Below are 24669 nucleotides of genomic sequence, written 5' to 3'. Positions count from 1 at the left end.
TAGTCACTCATGTCAAAGCTAGTTTTAGTTTTAAACTGCGGTAGTTCTTCTCTTAAATTTGCTGTTGTTGATGCTGCAAATGGTGATGAGCATCTAACAGGTCTTGCAGAATGTCTGCACCTTCCAGAAGCTCGTATCAAGTGGAAGCTTGATGGTAAGCACGAAGCTCAACTAGGTAACGGTGCAGCTCACGAAGAAGCGCTAGCGTTCATGGTAGAAACTATTCTTGCTTCTAAGCCAGAACTTGCTGAAAACCTAGCAGCAGTTGGCCACCGTGTTGTACACGGCGGCGAGAAGTTCACTCAGTCTGCTCTTATCACTGATGACGTACTTAAAGGTATCGAAGACTGTGCAGCTCTAGCACCTCTTCACAACCCTGCTGCAATCATCGGTATCAAGGCTGCTCAAAAGTCTTTCCCTGGTCTTCCAATGTCTGCGGTATTTGATACTGCATTCCACCAGACTATGCCTCAAGAGTCTTACCTATACGCTCTACCGTACAAACTGTACGAAGAGCACGGCATCCGTCGTTACGGCATGCACGGTACTTCTCACCTATTCATCGCTCGCGAAGTTGCTGAGCAACTCGGCAAGCCAGCTGACGAAGTAAACATCATCAACTGTCACCTAGGTAACGGCGCATCTGTGTGTGCAATCAAGAACGGTCAATCTGTAGATACTTCTATGGGTCTTACTCCTCTTGAAGGTCTAGTAATGGGTACTCGCTGTGGTGACATCGACCCTGCGATCATCTTCCACCTACACGACACTCTTGGTTACTCTGTTAAAGAAATCAACGATATGCTAACTAAAGAGTCTGGTCTAGCTGGTCTAACTGCAGTATCTCCTGACTGTCGTTTCGTTGAAGACAACTACGGTAAAGAAGACGCAGCAACTCGCGCAATGAACGTAATGTGTCACCGTCTAGCGAAATACATCGCTGGTTACACTGCATCTCTTGACGGTCGTCTAGACGCTATCGTATTCACTGGTGGTATCGGTGAAAACGGCGCTCCAATCCGTGAACTAGTTCTTAACCGTCTAGGCATCTTCGGTATCGAAGTTGACGGCGAAGCTAACCTTAAAGCTCGTTTCGGTGGCGAAGGCGTTATCACAACGGCTGACAGCCGTATCCCAGCAATGGTTATCTCTACTAACGAAGAGCTAGTTATCGCTGAAGACACTGCACGTCTAGCAGGTCTGTAATTGACTTAACCGGCTGATTCATTGAGTCAGCCGGTTTTCTTATTGAGGGGCTCAACTCCTATTCTTTGTTATACATGGAATACGAAGTTGGGCTTTTATTCCAATAGCTATAGGTACTCTACGAATGTCTCGTACTATTATGCTTATCCCTGCAAGTGCTGGTGTTGGTCTTACTAGCGTAAGCATGGGTGTTCTTCGCGCAATGGAGCGCAAGGGCGTTAAAGTTTCTTTCTACAAGCCAATCTGCCAGCCACGCTCTGGTGGTGATCAACCAGATCTTACTTCTACTATCGTTGGCGCAAACAGCGATGTGAAGATCGGCCAACCATTAACTATGTCTGTTGCTGAAAGCCTAATCGGTAACGACAACATGGATGAGCTGCTAGAAACGGTTGTAGAACGTTACAACCAGATCAACAAAGACGCAGACGTAACACTTATCGAAGGTCTTGTACCAACGCGTAAGCACCCATTCGCTAACCAAGTGAACGCTGAAATCGCAGCAACACTTGGCGCTGAAATTGTTCTTGTTGCAACGCCGGGTACTGATAACCCTGCGCAACTTAAAGAGCGCATCGAAGTAGCATGTTCTAACTTCGGCGGTACCAAGAACAAGAACATCTCTGGCGTTATCATCAACAAGCTAAACGCTCCTGTTGATGAAGAAGGCCGTACTCGCCCTGACCTATCTGAAATCTTTGACGATGCAGACAGCGCGAAGCAAAACGAGATGAAAGTAATGGAGATCTTCAATACATCTCCAATCCGTGTTCTTGGTTGTGTGCCTTGGAGCATCGACCTAATCGCAACTCGTGCGATTGACATGGCTGAGCACCTAAACGCTGACATCATCAATACGGGTGACATCAATACTCGCCGTATCAAGAGCATCACATTCTGTGCACGTTCTCTGCCAAACATGATTGAGCACTTTAAACCAGGCTCTCTACTTGTAACGTCAGCAGACCGACCAGACGTTATCGTTGCAGCAGCACTAGCGGCAATGAACGGCGTAGAAATCGGCGCAGTACTGCTTACTGGCGGTTACGACATCCCGCAAGAAATCGCAGGCCTATGTAAGCCAGCGTTTGATTCAGGTCTACCGATCTTCAAAGCGCAAGGTAACACTTGGCAGACGTCTCTAAACCTACAGAGCTTTTCTATCGAAGTACCTGCAGACGATAAAGAGCGTATCGAGTTCATCAACGAACACGTTGCTGGCAACATCGATGGCAACTGGATCGAGTCGATGACTGAGGGTACTCAGAAGTCTCGCCGCCTAAGCCCACCAGCATTCCGTTACCAGCTAACTGAGTTCGCTCGTAAAGCTGGCAAGCGTATCGTTCTTCCTGAAGGTGACGAGCCTCGTACAGTTAAAGCTGCGGCTATCTGTGCCGAGCGCGGCATCGCGGAATGTGTGCTTCTAGGTAACCCAGACGAAATCAAACGTGTTGCTGCGCAGCAAGGCGTTGAGCTAGGTGCTGGCGTAACGATCATCAACTCTGATGAAGTACGTGAAAACTATGTAGCTCGTCTTGTTGAACTACGTGGCGCGAAAGGCATGACTGAAGTTGTTGCTCGTGAGAAGCTACAAGATTCCGTATTCCTTGGCACAATGATGCTTGAGAACGATGAAGTTGACGGCCTAGTGTCTGGTGCTGTACACACAACAGCGAACACTATCGTTCCTCCGTTCCAGATCATCAAGACTGCACCTGATGCGTCTATCGTATCTTCTGTATTCTTCATGCTACTGCCTGACCAAGTGTTGGTTTACGGTGACTGTGCGATCAACCCAGACCCAACCGCTGAACAGCTAGCTGAAATCGCTATCCAATCTGCAGATTCTGCTGCGGCATTCGGTATCGAGCCTCGCGTTGCTATGATCTCATACTCTACTGGTGAATCTGGTAAAGGCGCTGACGTAGATAAAGTACGTGAAGCAACGAAACTTGCTCAAGAGAAGCGTCCAGATCTAGTGATCGACGGTCCTCTACAGTACGACGCAGCTATCATGGAAAACGTTGCAGCTTCTAAAGCTCCAAACTCTCCAGTAGCAGGTAAAGCGACTGTATTCGTATTCCCAGACCTAAACACGGGTAACACGACTTACAAAGCGGTACAACGTTCAGCAGACCTAGTATCTATCGGTCCAATGCTTCAAGGTATGCGTAAGCCTGTAAACGACCTATCTCGCGGCGCACTAGTAGACGATATCGTGTACACAGTTGCTCTAACAGCGATTCAGGCGGATCAAGCTGCACAAGCACAAGAGAAAGTGGTTAACTAATATTGGTGATTAGTTTCACTTATCTGTAAAGCTATATTTATCTAAAGCTCATATTGATGTATGGGCTTTTTTTATGCCAAAATACAGAACGCCGCACCAATAAGTAAGCTATAGGCTTTCGAGAGGAGAAATATGACAACCGAATTCATCAACACATCGACTATTCGCGATAATGTTCTGAAAAATGTCAGTATCCTTCTTGGGCTATTCGTACTTGTCGTAGCATCAATTAACATGTTCCTGACTTACAATTATATTTTAGGTGCGATTGAGTTAGTCATATCAATGACCTTCTTTCAGATCTATTACAAAGTTAGAAACTATCAAAGTCTGGCCTGGCAACCTGCATTCGTCGCATCCCTAATAACTGTAGGGCTCCTTTACGGTTTCTATCATACTAAGCCTAGTTCAGCGATTGTAATGTGGGTTTATGTTTTACCACCGCTTTATCAACTGATGTTCAATAGAGTAATTGGCTCAGTCGCCACATTTGCAATGCTCGTTGCTACCTCAATCATTTACTTCCCTGGCTTATTTAATGACGATGTCTACCCGTTTTCCTTCATTAACTTTGCTATCCCTTACACCATGATTTGGGCCATAGCTTATAATCATGAAATAGTCAGGGTTGGAGTTCAAAAACGACTCGAACAAATGGCGAGGACTGATTCTCTGACAGGTGCGTTCAACCATTTAGCATTATACCAAGACACATCCTCAAAGCTTCATTTCTGCGCTGTTAGCCATCTACTTCACTTCGATTTAGATTGGTTTAAAAAGATAAATGACACATACGGCCACAGTGTCGGTGATGAAGTGCTCAAAACCATTGTCCAGCGAGTCCAGTCCACGCTAACAAACAGCCGGATATATCGAATCGGTGGTGAAGAGTTCTGTGTGATTTTCTGTGCAAATGATATGACAGAGGCCAAACAGATGAGCGAGACATTAAGAGAGAGCATCGAGAGCTTAGTTTTTGAGCCTGACATTCGTGTCACAATAAGTGGTGGACTCATTGCGCTACCAAACGAATGCAAAAATGAGGATCTCGACTTAGCCCTAAAAAGCACTGATAGAGCGCTTTACAGAGCTAAAGCCTCGGGGAGAAACGTAATTTACGCTGCCGAAACATCACTACTATGAGATGCTCTTAAATCTATATCTTGCCGATCAAGCTCTATACCGTTCTAAGCGTGAGGGAAGAAATAGAGTCAGTGTGAGTTGATGCCATTTCGCTATTACAGGTGTTGTACCCCCTAACGTTTAAGCTCGACTGGTTACAACTGCGGCACTGATGCGTCCTGAAACATGCCATATCACAACCGTCAAAACACCACTCACTAAGCCATCAATCATATAGTGCCAACCAAGGAAAAAGGACCCGACAAATATGATACAAGCGAACAAACCAAAAATTGCACCTAATGCTTTATTGATTTGACTCATCGCCAGCATCATCAAGACAGCCATTGAAACATGCATACTCGGCATCGCAGAAATTCCACTGCCTAGCATTTCTTTACCTACTGAATAGGCTTGCCATAAATCATCTTGCGTTTTAAGAGCCATGACGCCCGTTAGATTATGCGTCTCAAGCCAGATATCCTGCTGATTCAACAAACTCATCAACTCTACATAATCACGATTACTTGGATCCAATTTCATGGTAAAGGCAGGCCCTGCACTGGAAAGCGCCATAGCCACGACCATTCCCAAAACCGTCCAACACAGGATCCAACTGATCAGGTATCGAGTTCGTTCAAATGACGACTTCGCTAGTATGAAGTAGCTCAATATCCCCCAAAGTAAAAAGAACCATATTTTGTAGCTGTAGTTGATGACTAACGTGAAATAAGGTGAGGACAAAATGGAATGTGCGATAAGCCAAGGTTCATGACCACCAGCTAACCAAAAATCAATGTCATGAAATACGCGGTCATATTCAAAGGGATGAATCAGAGGTATCAAACCTTTCATGGTGGAAAAGCTCGATATAAAAACGCTGAGACCCGTCAACAAAATAAAGCCCGAAGCAATACGGGCTCTCGATGCAAACATGCATTGTATTTGGGTCCAATAACAAAGGAGTGGTCTTGGTTCTCGACGCGCTGCTAATACAAAGAAATAACCTACCGCGACAACAGCAACGGTGACCATCACAACCGCAGGCATTGCGTACATGTAAGCAAAGAGTGATATGCGATTGCCATAGCCACTAAGAGAGGAAAATAGCGTAACCGATAGTGCTATCACCGCTATGATTAAATAGATCACGCCATCACTTTTGACATTGTGTAATATCGGTGACGCTTCTTTTCTCATTCGAGACAGCAAGGTTTCAATGACGCTGTTTAATGACTCAGGCATGGCATACTTCTCAATATTGAAAATCAGCCAGAGATCTTAGCGCCCGGTCACAAAAACGAAACCAATAGATGCCTTCTGTTCAGTTTCACGTCAGGAAACTCTATTTGCTATATCCCATCACGCCCATGTGGTGACTCTAAGTCTAGTTCAGGCCCAACCGGCACAACTTGCGTAGGGTTAATCCCGGTGTGGCTGTAATAGTAATGACGCTTAATATGATAGAAGTCCGTGGTTTCTTTAATACCGGGAACTTGGAACAGCTCTTTCATGTAGCCATTTAAGTTGGAGTAGTCGGCAATGCGCTTTTTATTGCATTTGAAGTGCCCAACATAGACCGCATCAAAACGAATCAAGGTCGTAAACAGTCTCCAATCAGCTTCGGTAATCGTATTTCCAACGAGATAACGACTGGTTGCCAGATGCTCATCAAGGCGATCTAGCGCTGAAAATAGCTGCTCATACGCCTCTTCGTAGGCTTCTTGCGTGGTCGCAAAGCCACAACGATACACGCCATTATTAACGTGCGGATAGATAAACGAGTTCCACTCATCAATCATTTCTTGCTGTTCAGCTGCATAATAGTCGGTCGTATTCCCAGTTAACTCATTAAACGCCGAGTTAAACATGCGAATGATTTCAGACGATTCATTACTGACAATGGTGTTGTGTTTTTTGTCCCAAAGAACGGGAACGGTCACCCGACCCGTGTAATCAGGCTTAGCTTGAGTATAGACTTGATGCAAACGAGTGTGGCCAAACAGTGGTTCTGGTAAGCCCATTTGCCACCCTTCATTCATCATATCTGGGCAGACGACCGTAACATCAATATGAGGCTCTAAGCCTTTAAGTTGACGAAAGATTAACGTTCGATGCGCCCATGGGCAAGCTAACGAAACATAAAGGTGATAGCGCCCTGATTCTGGTTTAAATTTCGCGTTCGGTGTGTTCTCTATCCAATTGCGAAAACCTGCATCTTCACGAACAAACTTACCCTTGCTCGATTTTGTGTCGTACCAAACATCATGCCAAACGCCTTCGACTAATTTACCCATCACGCTTTCCTATTTGCTGATTCAGATACGTTAAGTATAAAAAAAGCCAACGCTTTGATAAGTAGAAAGCGTTGGCTTAGTTGTTCAAATATTTTGAATTAGCTTATTCGAATCGTTCCATGATGTAGATGATGTTTTCAGAGCCTCGATTAACACCGAATGTTGCCGTTCCAGAAGGCGGCTGTCGGTAACTTTCTTCATCACCACATTCATCCGTTATACCATCAACTGTGTACCAACAATAACCCAGCCAGTTTTCGGTACCAGTAGCGAATGCCCAAGGTAACTCAACAAACCCGGCTTCACTTGCACCGATCAAGGTCGATGACTCGCCTTGGTCAACCGCTCGAACAGGTAAGGAGTCTGCCATTACAACTGGAACAGCACCAGACGTTTCCGAAGGCTGAGGGTCGAGGTCATCAAGGTTTGGAAGTGCACCTAATGAACCCAAACTGGTTTCACTGTGCCAATCATTGGCAGCAAAACGATTACCATCCCAGAACTCTACATTGATAGCCATTGGTAACAGTTGATTCGTTGGCCCTGCCACATCGACCAGTGTTAAGCGGCCAAATCGCACATCTATCGCATCACCGAGTTCTAGCTCACTGCTTTCCAACACAGTGTCGCTCCCATCAACCAGTGGTGAGTTTTCACTGTTAGAGAGATCCATAAATAGGTTCACATCGTTAAGCTGCTGCCAACACGCTTCTTGGCGAGAAAATGCGTAGTTACCTGCATCAACTTCCCAACGACCACCTTGCCACGCTTGGTCAAAATCAATCGCAGAGCCTGAGCTATCAATGAGCACACCTTCATCCATTAAGCACGATGGAACTGAGTCACCATCAAAATAGACATCGATGCTCGCTAAGCTTGGTAGCTCGTTACTTGCTAGCGTCTCGGCATCATAGAAGCTCAAGTCGCCATTGTGTAAACCGACAGCCTCAACTTCGACTTCAACACTCACGTTTGGCTGACCGTAATAAGTCCAAGGTTCGCCATTATCTGCTCGTGTTGTTGGCACTGAGAAATCACTGTTCAACACAAACTTGGCCGGATAGAAATACCCCACTTGGCTACGCTCTCCACCATTGTCGATGGACAAGTCGGTATTTAGGAACCCTGAAAGGTTGCTATAACCGTCATAGCTTTCTACTAGCCAGCGCGTCCCGATTGTCCCGACGTTTGCGTAAGTGAACGTATTTTCTAAAACGCCACCCGCGAACACTTTTCTGGTCGGTGTATTTGGCACAAGATCTTGTACTGCCCCCGCTTCAGAAGCCGGTACTAAAATCGTTGCTTCGAAGCCAGTGTTGCTCGCCAATGCCGCATCAAAATTGCGAGTAATCAGTGGCGTGTTCGCAGTATGACCTTTTGCGACCGCGGTGATTTCGATATCAAACTCGCTTTCTGCGGGTAAGAAGCGCGTCACCGAATCTTGTGGATTGGTAATACTGTCATCACTGCTACTGACATCACTCACCACCAAACTGTATGGCTTGAAGTGAAGCATTGCGTCCAATGAAGCGGTCTTTGGCAAACCTTCTTCTGGTAGGTACTCTGCCAAAATATTTAGGTAGCCCGATTCAAGATAGACACCGTCAATCGTATCACTCACACCTGCATTAAAGTTTAGCGTCACGTCCGTATCATTCACGATTTCGGCACCATCCAAGACCAGTTTTCCTTTGTAGGTATCGGTGGTTTCGTGGTTAAACGCGAATGTTTTGGCTCCTAGGTAATCCGGGTCAATACTACATTGAACTTGATCTTCAAGAGCCACTTTTCGTTCTAAACGAACTTTAAATGATTCGCCTGCTTTATAGTGTTCAGGCGTATCGACTGGGACGATATTGAAGCCTTCTTTAGTAAAGCGAGCTCCATCTTTAGCGCTGCCGATATCTTCTTGGGTTGCCACAAGGGTGACATCAACCAATTCAGAGTCCGTCGCGACATATATGGTGCGAGTGAGTGGACTTCCTGCTTCGAATAGCAGTGTCTTGGTTCCGGTATTACATACAGACTTGCCCGCCTCTTGCCCACGATTGAAGCTTGTCGCATCAAACCAACATTGCGCCGGAGCATTCTCAAACCCGACGCTTACATTGACGTCTTGTGACAGTGAACCGCCATCCGCATCTAAGGTGACTTGGTATTGGGCAACTTCACACGTTAGCGGAGAACTTGGCGCCGTCACCGAGATACCATTCAACGCGCTACCAACTTCAAAGTAATAGTCTTCCACTTCACCGTCTGGCGCTTCACCCGTCGCCGAGTATTGCTTTGTAGACGAGTAACGCACACGCACATAGCCACGTGAGCTATTTGACGGAACGGTAAAGGTGAGATTCGCTGGTAGAACTTCCCAAGCTTTCTCATCCCAGCTGACCCAAGCGGTAAAATAACCGCCGCCACTCACGTTGAGGAACAGTGAGTACTGATGGCCTGGTATTAGCGGGTTATTCTCAATGTCGACTGTACGACCTAAAGAGTCTCTGAACACCACACCGTCGTCAGAGCTGTCCGAACTCGCATATTGGTCATGACCAGGGCCTAAATCAGCAGACCAAAGGCTACCAAGTTTTAGCGCGCTGTTCGCTCCTAAGTGGACAGCAGGATTATTGGACTCCAAAGATTCTGGCGCGTCACCGTAGTCAGCATGTATCGCACAGCCACCAGCATCATTGGACGAGGTTTCCTGTTCAACACCTTTCATTTCAAAGCGTATTGTCTGATTTTCAATATCGACTGAGTACAGCGCAGTAGTTTGTGTTTTCGACTCTTGCTTATCAATCGCACCGTCTTGGTTTAAGTCATGAATACCACTATTAGTCATAGCAAACATAACTCCGCCTAAGTTGATACCTACCCCTCCAGCTGCCAGTTTTCCGTTCGGACCTTCATACGGCCAAGCAGAACTATTCGCACCTGATTGAAGCTTTAGAGTCAATGTGATCGGTGTTATCGAACCATCGACAATGGACACTTTGTACAACGTTTTTAAATCACGACTTAGGCCATAAACATGCTCAGTAGCCCCTGCTGGGTTGAAGGCTAAATCAGCACTCCAAGGTACGGTTTCATCATGCGTTAGACCTTTTAAAGCGATCGTATCAAACGTACCGGTCGCGAGGTGAACTCTAACCAAACTGTGCCAACTAGAACGGCCAAGGATCATATACTCACCATTGAGAGATACATCGCCGCTGTTGGTTCGACCCAATTTATCGCTTTCTTTGCCATCTCGTTTCTTAGAAGAGTCGAGTGTCTCACCTTGGTTAAAGGTGTAGGTGTGCCCCTCTTGAGAAACGATTTGAATGCCATCACGTGCCGCTTTCAGTTTCGTTAGAACTTGAAACTCAGCACCTTGTTGTTGATCGGCGACATAAAGCTTATGTTCCGTATTTTCACCCGTTCCGACACCATAGGTGTAACCATCAATACTATTAACACCAATGACTTTTAGATTATTGACATCCAACGCGTTGTTGATAATTTCGATACCAAATTCACCACCTTGAGCGACCCATTTCGCGTATTCTGACGAGCCTTTCGATTCAGGACCTTTTACCTGTACAAAACCGTCACAGCGGCCAGGCTCTGGCAGTAAGTCTGAAGAACCGATGTAAATAGGGTGATCTTCTACTTCACCAATCTTAATACCGTCCGGCAATGGATTCTCACCAGATAACACAAGTCGCAGCACACTTTGTGTCCGTGATGTCCACTCTCTGCCTTGGTTCAGCGTAACAGACACATATTGTGTGGTTGCTAAGCTTGGGATGTCACCGAGAGAAATAAAGGTGTCGAACCTCTGTGGTGTTCCTTCATCAACAAGATCGATAGCAACATCAAGTGAGACTGCCTTGCCCGTATGGTTGTAAATCGGGATATCTTTAATCTCAATATCCGAGCCTCTTGGTATTACAATAGGCTTCTTGAAAGTATTTTCATCATTGAAACCATTGGCATCATCACCTTTAGCCAAATCAGAATCTTGGTTTCCATCTTCAGCATCAGGTGGCTCATGGCCAATATATAACAAGCTTGATATGGCACGATGGATCTCTTTTTGCTCATTCTCAAAAGCACTAGGTAAGTCACCGTAGTCTTTACCCACTTCACAGCCAAACACGACATTATCAATAACGTTACCGACACTGCCTGTGGATGGCAGCTCCGCTTTAAACGCCAATCGGGTTATGTACTGACCTTCAGGCACAACATAAGTATTCGTATAGTGAGTCCACTCTTCAGTTGCCACTGGAGATATTTGGATCAGATCTGAGTTATGACGATCAAAGTTATCACTTGAACCCAGTAATAGGCTGAGTTGCTGAACCGCTCCCCAAGGCATTGAATTGTTGCGTTCAATATAATCAAACGACCAACGAATTGTTTGCCCCGGTTGCGTAACTACGTCTTGATACAAGGTGCCAGCAATATGGGCATTAAGTTCTGCGACCCGGCTATTTTGTTTATTATCCGGGCTAGGAACGATGTTGTACGTATTGTGGTTATCAAACTCCAACTGATTTCGCTCACCAATACTTCCTTCTAACGGATTATTTGGAATCGTATTCCAACCCGGAACCGCAAATTCATCATCGTAATAGTTAGGAGAAGTCCAATATTCGAAGCTTGGGTTTTGAATACCCGCACTGCACGAACCATCGCTAATAGAAGGTGCTGCTATCCATACTTGGTAGTCTTCCACTTCACCATCAATAGCCGCCCCGTGTGGCTCAGTTATCGGTTGCGAAGAGAATCTAACACGAAGCCAAGATTCGCCATGCACTGCATAAGATGGGATAGAGAATGACAAATCGTAAGTGCCCGCTTGCGTGATCTCCGGGCCTGTTAATGTAAGCTGCTCGCTATATTGACCTGATGGCCCATCGAACGCTTGCCATTGCCCATCTTGGTTAATATCCAACCAAGCGCTCACATAACCTGCTGAAGTTGTCGTAACACTTAAGGTATTTGACACAACCACTTCATTGCCGATTTCTAGATAACTGGTTTGGACGATCTTTTTACCACTTTGCTGTTCGAGAGCCGGGTTGATCAATACGCCGTCATCGTAATCCAAAATAGTATCACCGCTAAGGTCGCCCAAAGCTTGTCGATCAGGCTGGCCATCATCATCACTATCATTACTGAAAGTACAGCTTGTTGAGCCACTTAATGTACTGGAGATCAGACACTTAGTTTCATCAAGGGCATGACGAGCACCATTATCTTCAGAAAGAACCTCAAACTGTGTGTTGCCCCAACCGGTAAACAAGTCTTCGTTTGGCGCATCGCCATAGTCGTAGTCTGACGCTTGCACACCGAACGCCTGGCCCATTTCCGAGGTGTTTCCGCATTTGTCGATGGCAATACTGGTTACTTGCACTCCGTCATGCAATTGTGAAGTGTCAATATCGCAACTTTCGATGCTCCCCGCCGAATCGAGTGAACAGTCACCTAGATAATGAGTACCTTCAATGGTCGAATCTAGCGCATCCCCTTGCGCTAAATAAACTTCAACTTTTATATCTTGATAAGTTTGGTCACATTTATGGTTGTACGACGTTAGATTATCGAGTTTAACCCCGCCTTGAATATCACCGCCTGACGTAACACTCGTGAACTCAGGGAAATCGATAGCATAATTGCTGACATCATTTGCCCAATTATACTCACCATCATTCGGCGTCAGTACCCCAATGTCTTCTACATAACGAAGGTCAATCGCCATTCCTTTGGTATTTTTGAATGTGTTCTGACTAATTTTATTCTCATTGCCGTAAAGGACACGCACACCTGAGACATGCCAGCTATGCGCTCCATCTGACCTATGATCATCACCAGTATCCACAAACTGATTTCGTAAGACACTGACTCGATCTGAGCGTGATAGGAAAAGCCCAGCAGCTTGTTCGTCACGCTCTTCTTTGTTGACTGTGTTATTGAAATGATTGTCTGATATTTCGATGTCATGACTGTCATAGATAATAGCGCCTGAGTCGCGCGTGTCATTGAAGCTATTATCAACTAACTGTACCCCATGACTGTCCAAGACATAAATTGAATCATCAAATCGGTTCCAATTAATACCAGCGACAACAAACGAATAACTGTCTGTTACCCGCAAGCCGTAATCTTCATTGATGGGCTGTGAGCGAAAGTTAGAAATAGTAAGAGGGCGAGGGCCATCAAGTAACACTCGAGCATCAATATATGTTCTGTTCGAATCGATAAACTCTAGAGGTGATCTAAGAGTAATTGAAGAAATAGGCTTAGCAAATATGGCATTGTCTACCCAATCGGTATGCCCTTCTTGATTAAGGCTAGATTTCGTTATCCAAGTTCTATCTCGACCCGATGTTAAAGATTGCGAATTAACAAAAAACTGACGTAAAGAACCAACACCATCGTCATTTTCATTGGTTACAGAACTGTAATTAAACCCGATGTGCGCATCATCAACATCGAATCCGTTCACCACGACAGTTCTTGTATAGTCTTCGGTAATATTTGGCCAGGTTTGAATAGGCAAACAAACAAAACATTCACCACGTTCTGAATAGATGTCGCCATCCTTGTCACTTCCACGCGTACTTGGCAGACTTAACGTGTACGTACCGTTTGGAATATTATCAAAATAAAATTGACCATCACCACCGGTGTGAGCGGTATACGTTCGTGGAAACCAAAACGTATCATTCCTTAGCTCTACCTCAATATTCATTCGTGACATTGCTATCATGTCAGAGCTATCTGGATCATAGCTTCTTGAGATTCCGCCAAAATTATAGTGCTCAAACACGTAACCACTCACTGAATGGCCAGCAAAAGCATTGACTGATAGGAGCAAAGTTAAACTAACAATACTCAAGGTAATGAGTCTATTCACGGTCTAATCTCCACTTCTACTCGGCGGCTTACTCGGTAAGATTGTTCGGCGCACACAGCGATGGTGTTTAATCTCACAGCATCACCATTGGGTTCACATTGAACGGTAATGTCGCACCCAGTAAATTCTGCTATTTGAACGGTTCTGGTGTTGGTTGCGGGGCATGAGGTTGCCGTTGAACCATCATTCGGAAAGTAGGAAAACACTTCGCGCTCCATCACTGAACGTGCTGCCCAGTAGCTTTGTGTACTGAGCACTTCGTAGGTATTGGTTTGATTGGCTTGCACGTTCATCGACATAAGTTGCGCCGAGAAAAACGTCACGATCACCGTCATAAATAGGATGACTAACATCGCCCCACCCTGCTGACGCTTACTGCGTATTGAGTATTTGCGCATTCTGCATAAACTCCACGGTTTCACTACCGTTGTTAATTCTTAATTCAAAGTGAATAGAGGCGATGTTCGAATAGTTCGCATCGACCCCAATATCAAAAATGTTGTCACGTTCAACGACTCCGCTAGCAAACGTGAGTGAAGGCTCAGGGTTCGATAAGCCAAGCCCTTGCGCTGTCAGTGGGTATGAGGGGTAATAACGAACTTCATCCGCCTGCAAGCAAAGCTGAACGGCATTAGGCGAATACACATACATTCGGTTGGTCAGACTGACAGGACGAGACAAGATCGCATCCGTCAGCACTAGGCTGTCAGTGCCAATCAAACTTGGGTTAATGTTGTAGATCTGTGTTTGCGCGTCAGCATTACCATAGAGCGCATTGGTGTTCGTTGGGTGGATACTGGCACGACACGTTTGGCTAGCACATGTTGTTCTGATCTCTTGCGAAAGCGGATAACGTAGTTGAACACCCGTCGAGAGATTGTCGGCATTAAGCTCAAACGCATCCGGGTCATACTCGGTCACACCTAAAATCGGAATAAATTCAACACATCGACCATTATTGAGCGTTCTCGTACTGAATGGTACCGCGTTGATTAGCTCACGTTGAAACCTTGCCATCACAAAGCGAGCTTCTTCTAACGCTTGTAGGCGATGATTCGCTTCAATGTAGAGTGTCGAGCTTGAGACGCCAAAGTTCATTAAACCTAAGGTGATGATGGATAAAATCGTCAAGCTGACGATCATTTCCATTAACGTAAAACCTGCCGAGCGATTCATCAAAAATTACTCCGGTACGCATGAAACTCGATCACTTCGCCATTCTCACCTCGACGGGTAAGGATTTGCGCATGTTTCGTTGCCGTTGGAGTAACGGAGGAGCCCCAGTTACCATCCACATACTCAACATCAATATTGATTTCGAATCCCTCGTAAGGGCCGTCAAGAAACAGGGCAAACTGAGAGATATCAAGCCATTGATCTTGCGTATCGTAGTCATCGAAATCATCGCGTAAGCCATTGTCATCAGCTTCGCTTTGAAGTGCGGTCGCGGGGGTACAATTAGCTTCACAGCGCTGCAATTGTGAGAGATTCTGCTCATCAAATGGACGTGTGTACATTTCCTGCAACAAGAGAGAAGCAATTTGAGATGCGCGCTGCTGGGTCAATGTATCTGCGGTTTGCACTGCTTGAGGGGCAAGCAAAGACGTAAAGGAAACCATAAGGAATCCCATCATACAGATGGCCATCACATTTTCGACCAATGTAAAGCCCTGAGCGTTGTGACGACTAACAACCACTGACGTACCCCTCTGCGTTTATTGCCACCTGCTCTCGCGAACCATCAGGGGCACTGATCGTAAACTCGGTCATTGGGTTATCTGCATCCACAGGCCTGCCCATACTATCGAACGTTAATAACTGACTATTGATTGAGATTCCGCGGCGGTTATCTTCTGGGGTAAAAGTCATCAAGCGAGCGCAACTCGGCCCAGTACAATCCTCGCCAATATTTAGGTTTAATGCAGGGTTTGACCATAAGACCGTCCCTGCCACATTGGATGAGGTAATACGATATGCTCCGCTTACCGCAACATCATTCATGGCTTGAGTTTGTACACGTCGAATCCCCGACTTTAACTCATTGCAATAACCATCAATGGCATAGCCAGAAATGGACGGAAGCCGCGTGTATGCAGTTACCGATACAATGCTGAGCAGTAAAATGGTAATGATGAGCTCAACAAGCGTGAATCCTGAGGAGCGAGAGAATAAAGAATGTTCAGTCACAGCGAAAAATATCGAGTTATTTGTAAATAGTTATGTCGCACGAACTATACACGACTACAGAACATCATTCCATAACTGAACAAAAAAAGCGCGACCCCCGAAGGAAGCCGCGCTTAAGCCCGTCACAGGCTGAACTATAATTTGACGTTATATATTAACGTGCAGGCAAGAGACCGCGTGTACATCAGTACCCTCAATACGAGGCTTAGTCTGTGCACATGCCTCTGTTGCTTGTGGGCAACGAGTACGGAATACACAACCCGATGGAGGACTAATTGGTGAAGGGAGATCCCCTTCTAGCATCTCGATCTTTTTGCTGCGCTCTAGTTTTGGATCTGGGATTGGTACCGCTGACATCAATGCACGTGTGTAAGGGTGCTTAGGATCAGCAAATAGCGCTTCTGACTCACCGAGTTCAACCGCGTTACCCAAATACATAACCAATACGCGATCAGAAATGTGTTTAACAACCGACAGATCGTGTGCGATGAATACCAATGAAAGGCCTAGCTCTTTCTGAAGTTCTTTCAGCAGGTTAACTACCTGAGCCTGAATCGATACATCCAATGCTGATACTGGCTCATCACAGATGATCATCTTAGGCTTAAGAATAAGCGCACGAGCAATACCAATACGCTGACACTGACCACCAGAGAATTCATGTGGGTAACGGTTGATAACGTTAGGGAGTAGACCTACTTTCGCCATCATCTCTTTAACGCGATCTTTTACTTCTTGCTTAGTCAGTTCTGGGTAGAACGTCTCTAGAGGCTCAGCAATGATGTCCCCCACTGTCATACGTGGGTTTAGTGATGCAAGTGGGTCTTGGAAAATCATCTGAATTTCTTTGCGCGTTTCACGGCGCTGAACTTCTTGCATCTTAGTTAGATCTTGGCCTAACCACATTACATCGCCATCTGTTGCTTCAACCAAGCCGATGATTGCACGTGCAAACGTTGATTTACCACAACCAGACTCGCCTACTACGCCCAGTGTTTCACCTTCGTAAAGACGAACATCAACACCATCAACGGCTTTCAGGTTTGCAGGTTTAGACCATGGCCAAGCTGACTTTGACGCAATGCTAAAGTGAACTTTAAGATCTTTTACATCTAAGATTAGGTTTTTATGTACACTCATTTTTTCCAAGCCTCCCATTCAGAAAAACATGCACGCTGACGGCCATCGCCAAATGGTGTCAAGATTGGTGCTTCTTGCTTACAACGATCCATTACACGGTGACAACGCTCTTGGTAAGGGCAGCCTGGTGGTAAACGTAGTAAGTTAGGTGGGTTACCCGGAATGGTTGGTAGAATCTCACCTTCTGTATCCAGACGCGGAATTGCCTTTAGAAGACCTTCTGCGTATGGGTGGCTTGGGTTGTAGAAAATCTCATCGACAGTGCCGTATTCCATTGTACGACCTGCGTACATCACGAGCACTTTGTCACATGAACCCGCAACCACACCGAGGTCGTGCGTGATCATGATGATTGCAGTATTGAACTCAGACTTAAGCTCGTTCAATAAGTCCATGATCTGTGCTTGAACCGTTACGTCGAGTGCCGTTGTTGGTTCATCGGCAATCAGAAGCTTAGGACGACATAGCAGTGCCATTGCGATCATTACGCGTTGGCGCATACCGCCCGAGAACTCGTGTGGATACATAGTGATACGCTTACGAGCTTCAGGAATCTTTACCGCTTCAAGCATGCGTACAGACTCTTCGAATGCTTCCGCTTTACCCATGCCTTTGTGAAGCATAAGCACTTCCATTAGCTGGTCACTTACCTTCATGTAAGGGTTCAGTGACGTCATTGGGTCTTGGAAGATCATGGCGATCTGTTCTGCACGAACTTTGTTTAGCGCTTTTTCTGGAAGGTTGAGAATTTCATTACCTTCAAATTTTGCGCTACCTGAGATAATACCGTTTTTTGCCAGTAGTCCCATGATAGCGAATACTGTCTGTGACTTACCTGAACCTGATTCACCTACGATACCTAGAGTTTCGCCTTGGTTCAGAGAGAAGTTCAAATCGTTTACTGCGGTTACGATACCATCTTGCGTGGTAAATTCGACGCGCAGATCTTTGACATCTAATAAGCTCATCATTGCTTCCTTAATCTTTATTCTAGATTTTGTAATTGTTTGCTTTCTAGTTATCTGTCTTTTGGATCCAGCGCATCGCGCAGACCGTCACCAACGTAGTTGAAGCAGAATAGAGTTACAACCATGAACGCTGCAGGGAATGCCAGCTGCCAAATTGCTACCTCCATTGTCTGTGCACCTTCTTGTAGAAGTGCGCCCCAACTTGTCATTGGTTCCTGAACACCAAGACCAAGGAATGATAGGAATGATTCCGTTAGAATCATGCTTGGGATAAGCAGCGTTGAGTAAACCGCAACAATACCCAGTACGTTTGGCACGATGTGACGAGTAATGATCTTCCACTTGCTCACACCACAAACGTGTGCCGCTTCGATGAACTCTTTACTACGTAAGCTCAATGTCTGACCACGTACGATACGCGCCATATCTAGCCATGCGATAGCACCAATAGCAACGAAGATAAGAATGATGTTACGACCGAAGAATGTCACTAGTACGATAACTAGGAACATGAACGGTACCGCGTAAAGGATCTCTAGGATACGCATCATAACGCGGTCAACTTTACCGCCGATGAAGCCAGAAGCTGCACCGTAAAGCGTACCAATCAATACCGCAACGAAGGCACCCATTACGCCCACCATTAGGGAGATTCGGCCACCAATGAGTGTACGTACATAAAGGTCACGACCTAAGCTGTCAGTACCAAACCAGTGGTCAGCGTTAGGACCAACGTGCATTGCATACCAGTCAGTATCGTCGAATGCATAAGGCGCCATCATCGGTAGGAAGATAACCGCCATTGTCATAATGAAGAGGATAAATAGGCTCACCATCGCCGCTTTGTTACGCATAAAGCGGATGCGAGCGTCTTGCCATAGACTACGACCTTCAATCTCTAAGTTCTCAGAGAATTTCTCAATCGCTTCTAGGTTTTCTTTTTTCGTTAACATAACCAAACGTCCCTGTTAGTAGCGAATTTTCGGGTCAATCATTGCAAGTAGAATATCTACAATCGCGTTGAATAGGATGAATAGGAAACCAATCAGGATGGTTACACCCATTACTAGCGAGTAGTCACGGTTAAAGGCTGCGTTTACGAACAGCTTACCGATGCCCGGTAGACCGAAGATCGTTTCGATAACAACCGAACCTGTGATGATACCTACGAACGCTGGGCCCATGTATGAAACAACAGGAAGTAGCGCAGGTTTAAGTGCGTGTTTAAGAATGATGTAACGGTAACTCAGACCTTTCGCACGTGCCGTACGAATGAAGTTACTGTTCAGTGTTTCAATCATCGAGCCGCGGGTAATACGTGCGAATGTTGCAACGTACAGCAGTGACATACCGATAACGGGAAGCACGAGATATTTGAAGCTGCCATCATGCCAACCACCTGCTGGGAATAAATTCCAGTGAAGAGAGAACAGGTAGATAAGGGCTGGTGCAAGTACGAACGATGGCATTACAACACCAAGCATCGCCGTCGACATGATTGTATAGTCAATCCAGGTGTTCTGCTTCAGTGCGGCAATGGTACCGACCGTGACCCCCATGATTAACGTAAAGATAAAGGCAATAAAGCCAACTTTAGCTGATACAGGTAGAGCAACCGAAATTAGCTCATTTACTGTGTAATCAAGGTACTTAAACGAAGGACCGAAATCACCCTGGATAACGTTAGTTAAGTAAGTTGTGTATTGCTCGAATACTGGCTTATCTAGGCCGTATTTAGCCTCGATGTTCGCCATAACTTCTGGTGGTAATGGACGCTCGCTTGAGAATGGGTTACCCGGTGCGAAACGCATGAGAAAGAAAGATACGGTGATCAAAACCAACATTGTTGGGATCGCCTCAAATATCCTTTTAGCGATGAATTTAAGCATAAACTCACTCTTTCAGTCTGTGACAATTAAAAATGGAAAGGTATCAACTAAATTTCTAAGAATTTAGGTTGAAGAGAGGCACTGCATGCGATTTCTCACATGCAGGCCAATATTTTTATAGTTCTATCAGTTCAAGAATTACTTGATGATGTAAAGATCTTTCGAGTAGATCTTCTCTTCTGGGTTCTCAGCTGGGAAGCCGCCAACCTTAGGAGATAGTAGACGTGATTTCACGTACTGGTAGATAGGTGCGATAGGCATGTCTTTTGCCAGTAGCTTCTCAGCTTCTAGGTAAAGTGCTTGACGCTCTTCATCAGACTTAGCCGCAATCGCCTTAGTCATGATCTCATCGTAAGCTTGGCTATCGTAGTGAACACCACCAGTTGTGTTGTTGCTCTTCATTAGAGTTAGGAAAGATGATGCTTCGTTGTAGTCACCACACCAACCGGCACGTGCAACTTCGAAGTCACCTGAATCTTTAGAAGATAGGTACGTTTTCCACTCTTGGTTTTCAAGTGTAACATCTAGACCAAGTGTCTTCTTCCACATAGAACCTAGCGCTACCGCAATCTTCTTGTGGTTTTCAGACGTGTTGTAAAGAAGGTTGAACTTAAGTGGGTTATCTTTACCGAAGCCAGCTTCTTCTAGTAGTTGCGCCGCTTTAGCGTCACGCTCTCCCTGAGTCATTTGACCGTAAGCTGGCATTTCTGGGTTGAAGCCTGCAGTGATCTCTGGAGTTAGGAAGTAAGCTGGTTTTTGACCTTGCGCTAGGATAGCGTCAGTCACGATGTTACGGTCGATAGCGTAAGAGATCGCTTGACGAACACGCACATCATCAAATGGTGCTTTCTTCGTGTTGAAGATGTAGTAGTAAGTACACAGGTTACCCGTTACAGAAACAGATTCGTTGTGCTCTTTCTTCAGACGTTTGAAGTGCTCTACTGGTAGTTCATTAGTGAAATCGATCTCGCCTGCTAGGAAGCGGTTCATTTCAGCAACTTGGTTCTCAATAGGTAGGAACGTTACTTTGTTTAGCTTAGTGTCAGCATTATCCCAGTACTGTTCATTACGCTTAAGCACCAGACGCTCGTTCACAACCCAATTATCAACAACAAACGCGCCGTTACCAACGAAGTTTTCTGGCTTAGTCCACTGGTCACCGTACTTTTCAACTGTAGGCTGGTGAACAGCTTTAACAGTTGTGTGACCCATCATCATTACGAAGTAAGGTACTGCAGTTTCTAGCTCAACGACTAGCGTGTGATCATCAACCGCTTTAACACCTAACTCAGATTTGTCCTTTTTGCCTGCAACGATGTCTTTCGCGTTAACCATCTTGGTGTATTCCATGTACCAAGCGTATGGAGAAGCGGTGTTTGGATCAACTGCGCGCTGGAATGAGTAAACGAAATCGCCAGCTGTTACTGGATCGCCGTTAGACCATTTTGCGTCTTTGCGTAGTTTGAAAGTGAATGTTTTGTTGTCTGTTGTTTCCCAAGATTCAGCAACACCAGGGATAGTGTTACCTTCTGCATCTTGGTTTACCAAGCCTTCAAGTAAGTCGCGAATCACGTGAGATTCTGGAACACCTTGAGATTTGTGCGGGTCGATTGTAGCAACTTCAGTACCGTTACCACGAACAAGTTCTTGTACTGCAGCTAACTCTACTTTTTGAGATTCGGTTTTAGCTTCAGGGGCCGGTGCTGGTTGAGTAGCCTGTTTTTCTTCTGGTTTGTCACCGCAACCAGTAAGGGCTAGAGAAAGACCAGCGCCAACAAATAGCGCGCGTGTAATTTTGTTCTTATACATGCGTAAAACTCCAAGTTTTTCATTTGCATCCATGACTTCTTTGCAAGTTCACTCGAACGGTAGTGATTTAGATTTATTTAGCTTAAAAAATGAGCACAAAAATCTAAAACCTTACAAAGATTGCGGCACACATTATCAATCATTGAAGTAATTTGCCATAAAAATGTAGCAAAAAATCGTATAATTCGCTGAATACATCAACATTCTGGTAATAATCTCTATAAATAAGAAAAATCCCAGTTGATCTAATCATCAAACCTACGATTACTAGATTGAAGTGCCACTTTATCTAATAAGACACTTTTCAGCAGCATCTTATGCTAGATATTGTACGGAAAATTAACAAAACTTATGCAATCTAGATAACATTAACCTACATTTATCTAGAAGAAATGGAAGTAATGTGAACTTAATCACTGGCGGAAACTTTTAATTATCGCAGTCAAAAATTTGGAAGATTGAGCCAAGAATTTATGTCTATCTATGGTTTGAACAATTTTATTCTTTGGTCACTGTCGGACACGCTGGTCGTGAAGGGTTGAGTTTCTTCAGATAGCAAAACGCCGCTAATAAAAGCGGCGTTTTGAATGGGTGGAAGCCCCAGCCACATCCCGGCACACAAGTCACTCGCTGCGGCTGCTTCCTTCCGGACCTGACCGAGTTCACGAGCTATTGTTGCGGGAGGACCAGGGCCTCCATAGATTCTGTTTCCTTAGCATCGCTAAGGAGTGATGAGGATTATCAAGTATCCTTAGGCTGATTTCAAGCGAAACAAACAATAAAAAGCATCTTTCCTATTCAACTGCTTAGGGAGTAACCACTAATTCAAATAATGAACAACATTATCATGCTGATTGTCTTCACTATCTGGATTTTCAGTGGCTTTCTTGTTTAAGTACATCGCTCTATCAGCCTCTCCCATCACTTTCTGTAAAGGCATTATTTCATTTCTTGAAGAAGAAACACCTAATGCGAGAGTAACCTTGAAAGCAACTTGTTGGTCCAAAGAAGCGAAATCCAGCGACTTCATCTTGCTTATTATCCTACTCAACGTAGATTCTGTCACTTTACCCACTAAGATAAACTCATCACCGCCTATGCGGTAGCATCGTCCATCCCAGAGGCGCTCTACATGCCGAGCAACACTGACTAGAACTTGGTCACCTATGTCATGACCATAGGTATCATTAATTCGTTTAAAACGATTTACATCTAAGTAAACCAACGATTCTGTCGGGTACACTCCCTTGCGATATTTTTGATGTAACGCTCGTCGGTTCTTTAAACGGGTTAGAGGGTCAGTATTAGATTGGCTGTGAAGGTACGACGCAATGATCATCAAAAGGCTTACCATCAAGCCAAACAGAATTTGCGTACTACTAGAGAACTTTTTTTCCGCCTGCAATGTTGCTTTCCAATTTGGCCGATAGTCGTACTTCTCAATGATTTGTCGAGTATCAATCATTTTGAGCGCTAAGCTGAACAAGCCCGCTAACGTTTTTCCTGTTTCATTTTTGGCGAACCCAATTGCGATGTCAGAGCGATAAAACCCACCAATCCCGGTGTCCTCCTCTAAAGAGATCAATGCCTCTGACTCGCGTAAGTTTTTATTGAAATTGGCACGGCTGATCGCCATGTAGTCAACGTCACCTTTTAATAGGGCCGTAAAGATTTCATCAACATTTGAATAGGTGTGTAATGGCTTGTTAGGCAGTTGCTGTGAGAGCAAGGTGGCAAAGAAGTCTTCCTTCACAACACCAATGTCTTCAACGATAAGCTCCGATACATTGCTGTAGACGTTAGGCTTATACCCTGCACGCTTTACCATGACTACTTCAGGAAAGTAATAAGCGTCACTGTACTCGACAAGAGGTTTACGTTGTTCCGACACAACAAGCGGCGCCAGAATATCGATTTTTTTCTCCAACAAGTCTTGATACATGCTCTCCCACGTTTCTTCAGCGTGGCTAACGATGTCACATTTAAGTAGTAAGATCGTACACGCTTGCTGAACAACATCGGCGCTAATGCCAGTAATGGTGCCATCATGATGATAGGTTGAATATTGCCCTACGCCATCAAGTTTGACTTTAATCGATTTGGTCAGGTCAATTCCGCTTTCTAATACCGACTGACGCAACGCTTGCTGTCGGAGTTCGAATTGGTATGACTTAACCGATTCTCTTAAGCGCTTTTGCATTGGTGCACTGCGGACATGAAACTCTATCCGTTTTAGCATTTGTGCATTGTTGCCCTTTGCGGTCACAATTGAAACCGGCTTAATAGACAGTTGATGATTGAGCAGTTGCGCATCAAACCCTGCCAACAGCATGGGCTTAAGTTGATTGATCGCGTCAATCACACCTTCTACTTCTTTTGACTCTAACAGTTCTCGAGCGTGTTGATGTCCTTGGTACTCTATCTGACGGATATTAGGATAGTGTGCACGAACCAGTTCTCCATATATTGTCCCTGTAGGAACGCCTATCACTTCAACGGAGTCTAGAGTCGCGTTGCTAGAGCTATATAGATAAGTGTATTCAATATTGGTAGGACTAGAAAATGACAGTGTTTCTGCTCGTTGGTCCGTAAAGGTTACATTCGCAGCAAAATCACTCTCTCCCGTTTTCACCGCGTTGAGAATGGCATTGAAGCTCGGGTAATAGACATAGCTGATGGTGATATTGAGGTTAGCGGCAACGGCATCAAATAACGTTCGGGTTACCACGTCATCTTCTTCCATTGCCACTTTGTATGTGGTTTGTCCACGAGCAGTGAACGAAAGTAACAGTAATAAAGCGAAGCCAAACAACCGCCAAAAACTAACCATTTACAGAAAATCCTTTCTCTATTTATA

The 24669-nt window shown here is 45.1% G+C and carries 16 protein-coding genes and 1 other RNA gene; 3 read left to right on the top strand and 14 right to left on the bottom strand.

All coding sequences use genetic code 11. From position 1 onward, the window contains the following. Positions 1–9 precede the first annotated feature (9 nt). The 3 genes from EJ063_RS06880 to EJ063_RS06870 all read left to right on the top strand — a co-directional run bounded on the left by EJ063_RS06880 (position 10) and on the right by EJ063_RS06870 (position 4639). Positions 10–1206, top strand: coding sequence for an acetate kinase (locus EJ063_RS06880; protein ID WP_126573347.1), 1197 nt, complete (start codon positions 10–12; stop codon positions 1204–1206). Positions 1207–1330: 124 nt separating this feature from the next. Further along, on the top strand, positions 1331–3496 hold the full coding sequence (pta, locus tag EJ063_RS06875; RefSeq protein ID WP_126573345.1) for a phosphate acetyltransferase: 2166 nt from the start codon (positions 1331–1333) through the stop codon (positions 3494–3496). Between the two features lie 132 nt (positions 3497–3628). After that, positions 3629–4639: a GGDEF domain-containing protein gene (locus tag EJ063_RS06870; protein WP_126573343.1), complete on the top strand. Its 1011-nt coding sequence runs from the start codon at positions 3629–3631 to the stop codon at positions 4637–4639. A 120-nt stretch (positions 4640–4759) separates the two neighbouring features. Here EJ063_RS06870 and EJ063_RS06865 read toward each other — a convergent pair whose 3' ends face one another. From EJ063_RS06865 to EJ063_RS06800, 14 genes are all read right to left on the bottom strand, one after another. After that, positions 4760–5863, bottom strand: coding sequence for a phosphatase PAP2 family protein (locus EJ063_RS06865; protein WP_244225157.1), 1104 nt, complete (start codon positions 5861–5863; stop codon positions 4760–4762). 107 nt (positions 5864–5970) lie between these two features. Further along, entirely contained in the window at positions 5971–6915 is a 945-nt protein-coding gene (locus EJ063_RS06860) for a glutathione S-transferase family protein (protein ID WP_126573341.1), read from the bottom strand. Positions 6916–7018: 103 nt separating this feature from the next. Next, positions 7019–13654 (bottom strand): right-handed parallel beta-helix repeat-containing protein, encoded by a 6636-nt coding sequence (locus EJ063_RS06855; protein ID WP_158675993.1) that lies wholly within the window; start codon positions 13652–13654, stop codon positions 7019–7021. Between the two features lie 161 nt (positions 13655–13815). Next, positions 13816–14217, bottom strand: a complete 402-nt coding sequence (locus tag EJ063_RS06850) for an MSHA biogenesis protein MshP (RefSeq protein WP_126573336.1) — start codon at positions 14215–14217, stop codon at positions 13816–13818. Continuing rightward, positions 14192–14995: a PulJ/GspJ family protein gene (locus EJ063_RS06845; protein ID WP_126573334.1), complete on the bottom strand. Its 804-nt coding sequence runs from the start codon at positions 14993–14995 to the stop codon at positions 14192–14194. The genes EJ063_RS06850 and EJ063_RS06845 overlap by 26 nt, the downstream gene beginning before the upstream one ends. After that, positions 14995–15516: a type IV pilus modification PilV family protein gene (locus EJ063_RS06840; RefSeq protein ID WP_126573332.1), complete on the bottom strand. Its 522-nt coding sequence runs from the start codon at positions 15514–15516 to the stop codon at positions 14995–14997. Before EJ063_RS06840 ends, EJ063_RS06845 begins: the two co-directional genes overlap by 1 nt. Further along, positions 15506–16006: a prepilin-type N-terminal cleavage/methylation domain-containing protein gene (locus EJ063_RS06835; RefSeq protein ID WP_126573330.1), complete on the bottom strand. Its 501-nt coding sequence runs from the start codon at positions 16004–16006 to the stop codon at positions 15506–15508. The genes EJ063_RS06840 and EJ063_RS06835 overlap by 11 nt, the downstream gene beginning before the upstream one ends. Before the next feature lie 147 nt (positions 16007–16153). Beyond that, positions 16154–17146 (bottom strand): murein tripeptide/oligopeptide ABC transporter ATP binding protein OppF, encoded by a 993-nt coding sequence (gene oppF, locus EJ063_RS06830; protein WP_167469884.1) that lies wholly within the window; start codon positions 17144–17146, stop codon positions 16154–16156. Continuing rightward, positions 17143–18114, bottom strand: coding sequence for an ABC transporter ATP-binding protein (locus EJ063_RS06825; RefSeq protein ID WP_038207100.1), 972 nt, complete (start codon positions 18112–18114; stop codon positions 17143–17145). Before EJ063_RS06825 ends, oppF begins: the two co-directional genes overlap by 4 nt. A gap of 50 nt (positions 18115–18164) precedes the next feature. After that, positions 18165–19067: an oligopeptide ABC transporter permease OppC gene (oppC, locus tag EJ063_RS06820; protein ID WP_126573326.1), complete on the bottom strand. Its 903-nt coding sequence runs from the start codon at positions 19065–19067 to the stop codon at positions 18165–18167. Between the two features lie 15 nt (positions 19068–19082). After that, a complete protein-coding gene (gene oppB, locus EJ063_RS06815; protein WP_126573324.1) occupies positions 19083–20003 on the bottom strand; it encodes an oligopeptide ABC transporter permease OppB in 921 nt (306 codons plus the stop codon). A gap of 138 nt (positions 20004–20141) precedes the next feature. Next, entirely contained in the window at positions 20142–21812 is a 1671-nt protein-coding gene (locus EJ063_RS06810; RefSeq protein WP_126573322.1) for an ABC transporter substrate-binding protein, read from the bottom strand. A gap of 595 nt (positions 21813–22407) precedes the next feature. Then, an RNA gene (ffs, locus tag EJ063_RS06805) (signal recognition particle sRNA small type) lies at positions 22408–22504 on the bottom strand. A gap of 128 nt (positions 22505–22632) precedes the next feature. Continuing rightward, positions 22633–24642: a GGDEF domain-containing protein gene (locus EJ063_RS06800; RefSeq protein WP_126573320.1), complete on the bottom strand. Its 2010-nt coding sequence runs from the start codon at positions 24640–24642 to the stop codon at positions 22633–22635. Positions 24643–24669 lie beyond the last annotated feature (27 nt).

Source organism: Vibrio aquaticus (assembly GCF_003970385.1).
Lineage (GTDB): Bacteria > Pseudomonadota > Gammaproteobacteria > Enterobacterales > Vibrionaceae > Vibrio > Vibrio aquaticus.
This window is presented reverse-complemented; position numbering and strand designations above follow the sequence as displayed.

What these genes read in the sequence shown, in the direction of transcription:
- EJ063_RS06880 (WP_126573347.1), top strand. Translation starts at nt 10, where the DNA reads ATGTCAAAGCTAGTTTTAGTTTTAAACTGCGGTAGTTCTTCTCTTAAA.
- pta (WP_126573345.1), top strand. Translation starts at nt 1,331, where the DNA reads ATGTCTCGTACTATTATGCTTATCCCTGCAAGTGCTGGTGTTGGTCTT.
- EJ063_RS06870 (WP_126573343.1), top strand. Translation starts at nt 3,629, where the DNA reads ATGACAACCGAATTCATCAACACATCGACTATTCGCGATAATGTTCTG.
- EJ063_RS06865 (WP_244225157.1), bottom strand. Translation starts at nt 5,863, where the DNA reads ATGCCTGAGTCATTAAACAGCGTCATTGAAACCTTGCTGTCTCGAATG.
- EJ063_RS06860 (WP_126573341.1), bottom strand. Translation starts at nt 6,915, where the DNA reads ATGGGTAAATTAGTCGAAGGCGTTTGGCATGATGTTTGGTACGACACA.
- EJ063_RS06855 (WP_158675993.1), bottom strand. Translation starts at nt 13,654, where the DNA reads ATGAATATTGAGGTAGAGCTAAGGAATGATACGTTTTGGTTTCCACGA.
- EJ063_RS06850 (WP_126573336.1), bottom strand. Translation starts at nt 14,217, where the DNA reads ATGCGCAAATACTCAATACGCAGTAAGCGTCAGCAGGGTGGGGCGATG.
- EJ063_RS06845 (WP_126573334.1), bottom strand. Translation starts at nt 14,995, where the DNA reads ATGAATCGCTCGGCAGGTTTTACGTTAATGGAAATGATCGTCAGCTTG.
- oppF (WP_167469884.1), bottom strand. Translation starts at nt 17,146, where the DNA reads ATGAGTGTACATAAAAACCTAATCTTAGATGTAAAAGATCTTAAAGTT.
- EJ063_RS06825 (WP_038207100.1), bottom strand. Translation starts at nt 18,114, where the DNA reads ATGAGCTTATTAGATGTCAAAGATCTGCGCGTCGAATTTACCACGCAA.
- oppC (WP_126573326.1), bottom strand. Translation starts at nt 19,067, where the DNA reads ATGTTAACGAAAAAAGAAAACCTAGAAGCGATTGAGAAATTCTCTGAG.
- oppB (WP_126573324.1), bottom strand. Translation starts at nt 20,003, where the DNA reads ATGCTTAAATTCATCGCTAAAAGGATATTTGAGGCGATCCCAACAATG.
- EJ063_RS06810 (WP_126573322.1), bottom strand. Translation starts at nt 21,812, where the DNA reads ATGTATAAGAACAAAATTACACGCGCGCTATTTGTTGGCGCTGGTCTT.
- EJ063_RS06800 (WP_126573320.1), bottom strand. Translation starts at nt 24,642, where the DNA reads ATGGTTAGTTTTTGGCGGTTGTTTGGCTTCGCTTTATTACTGTTACTT.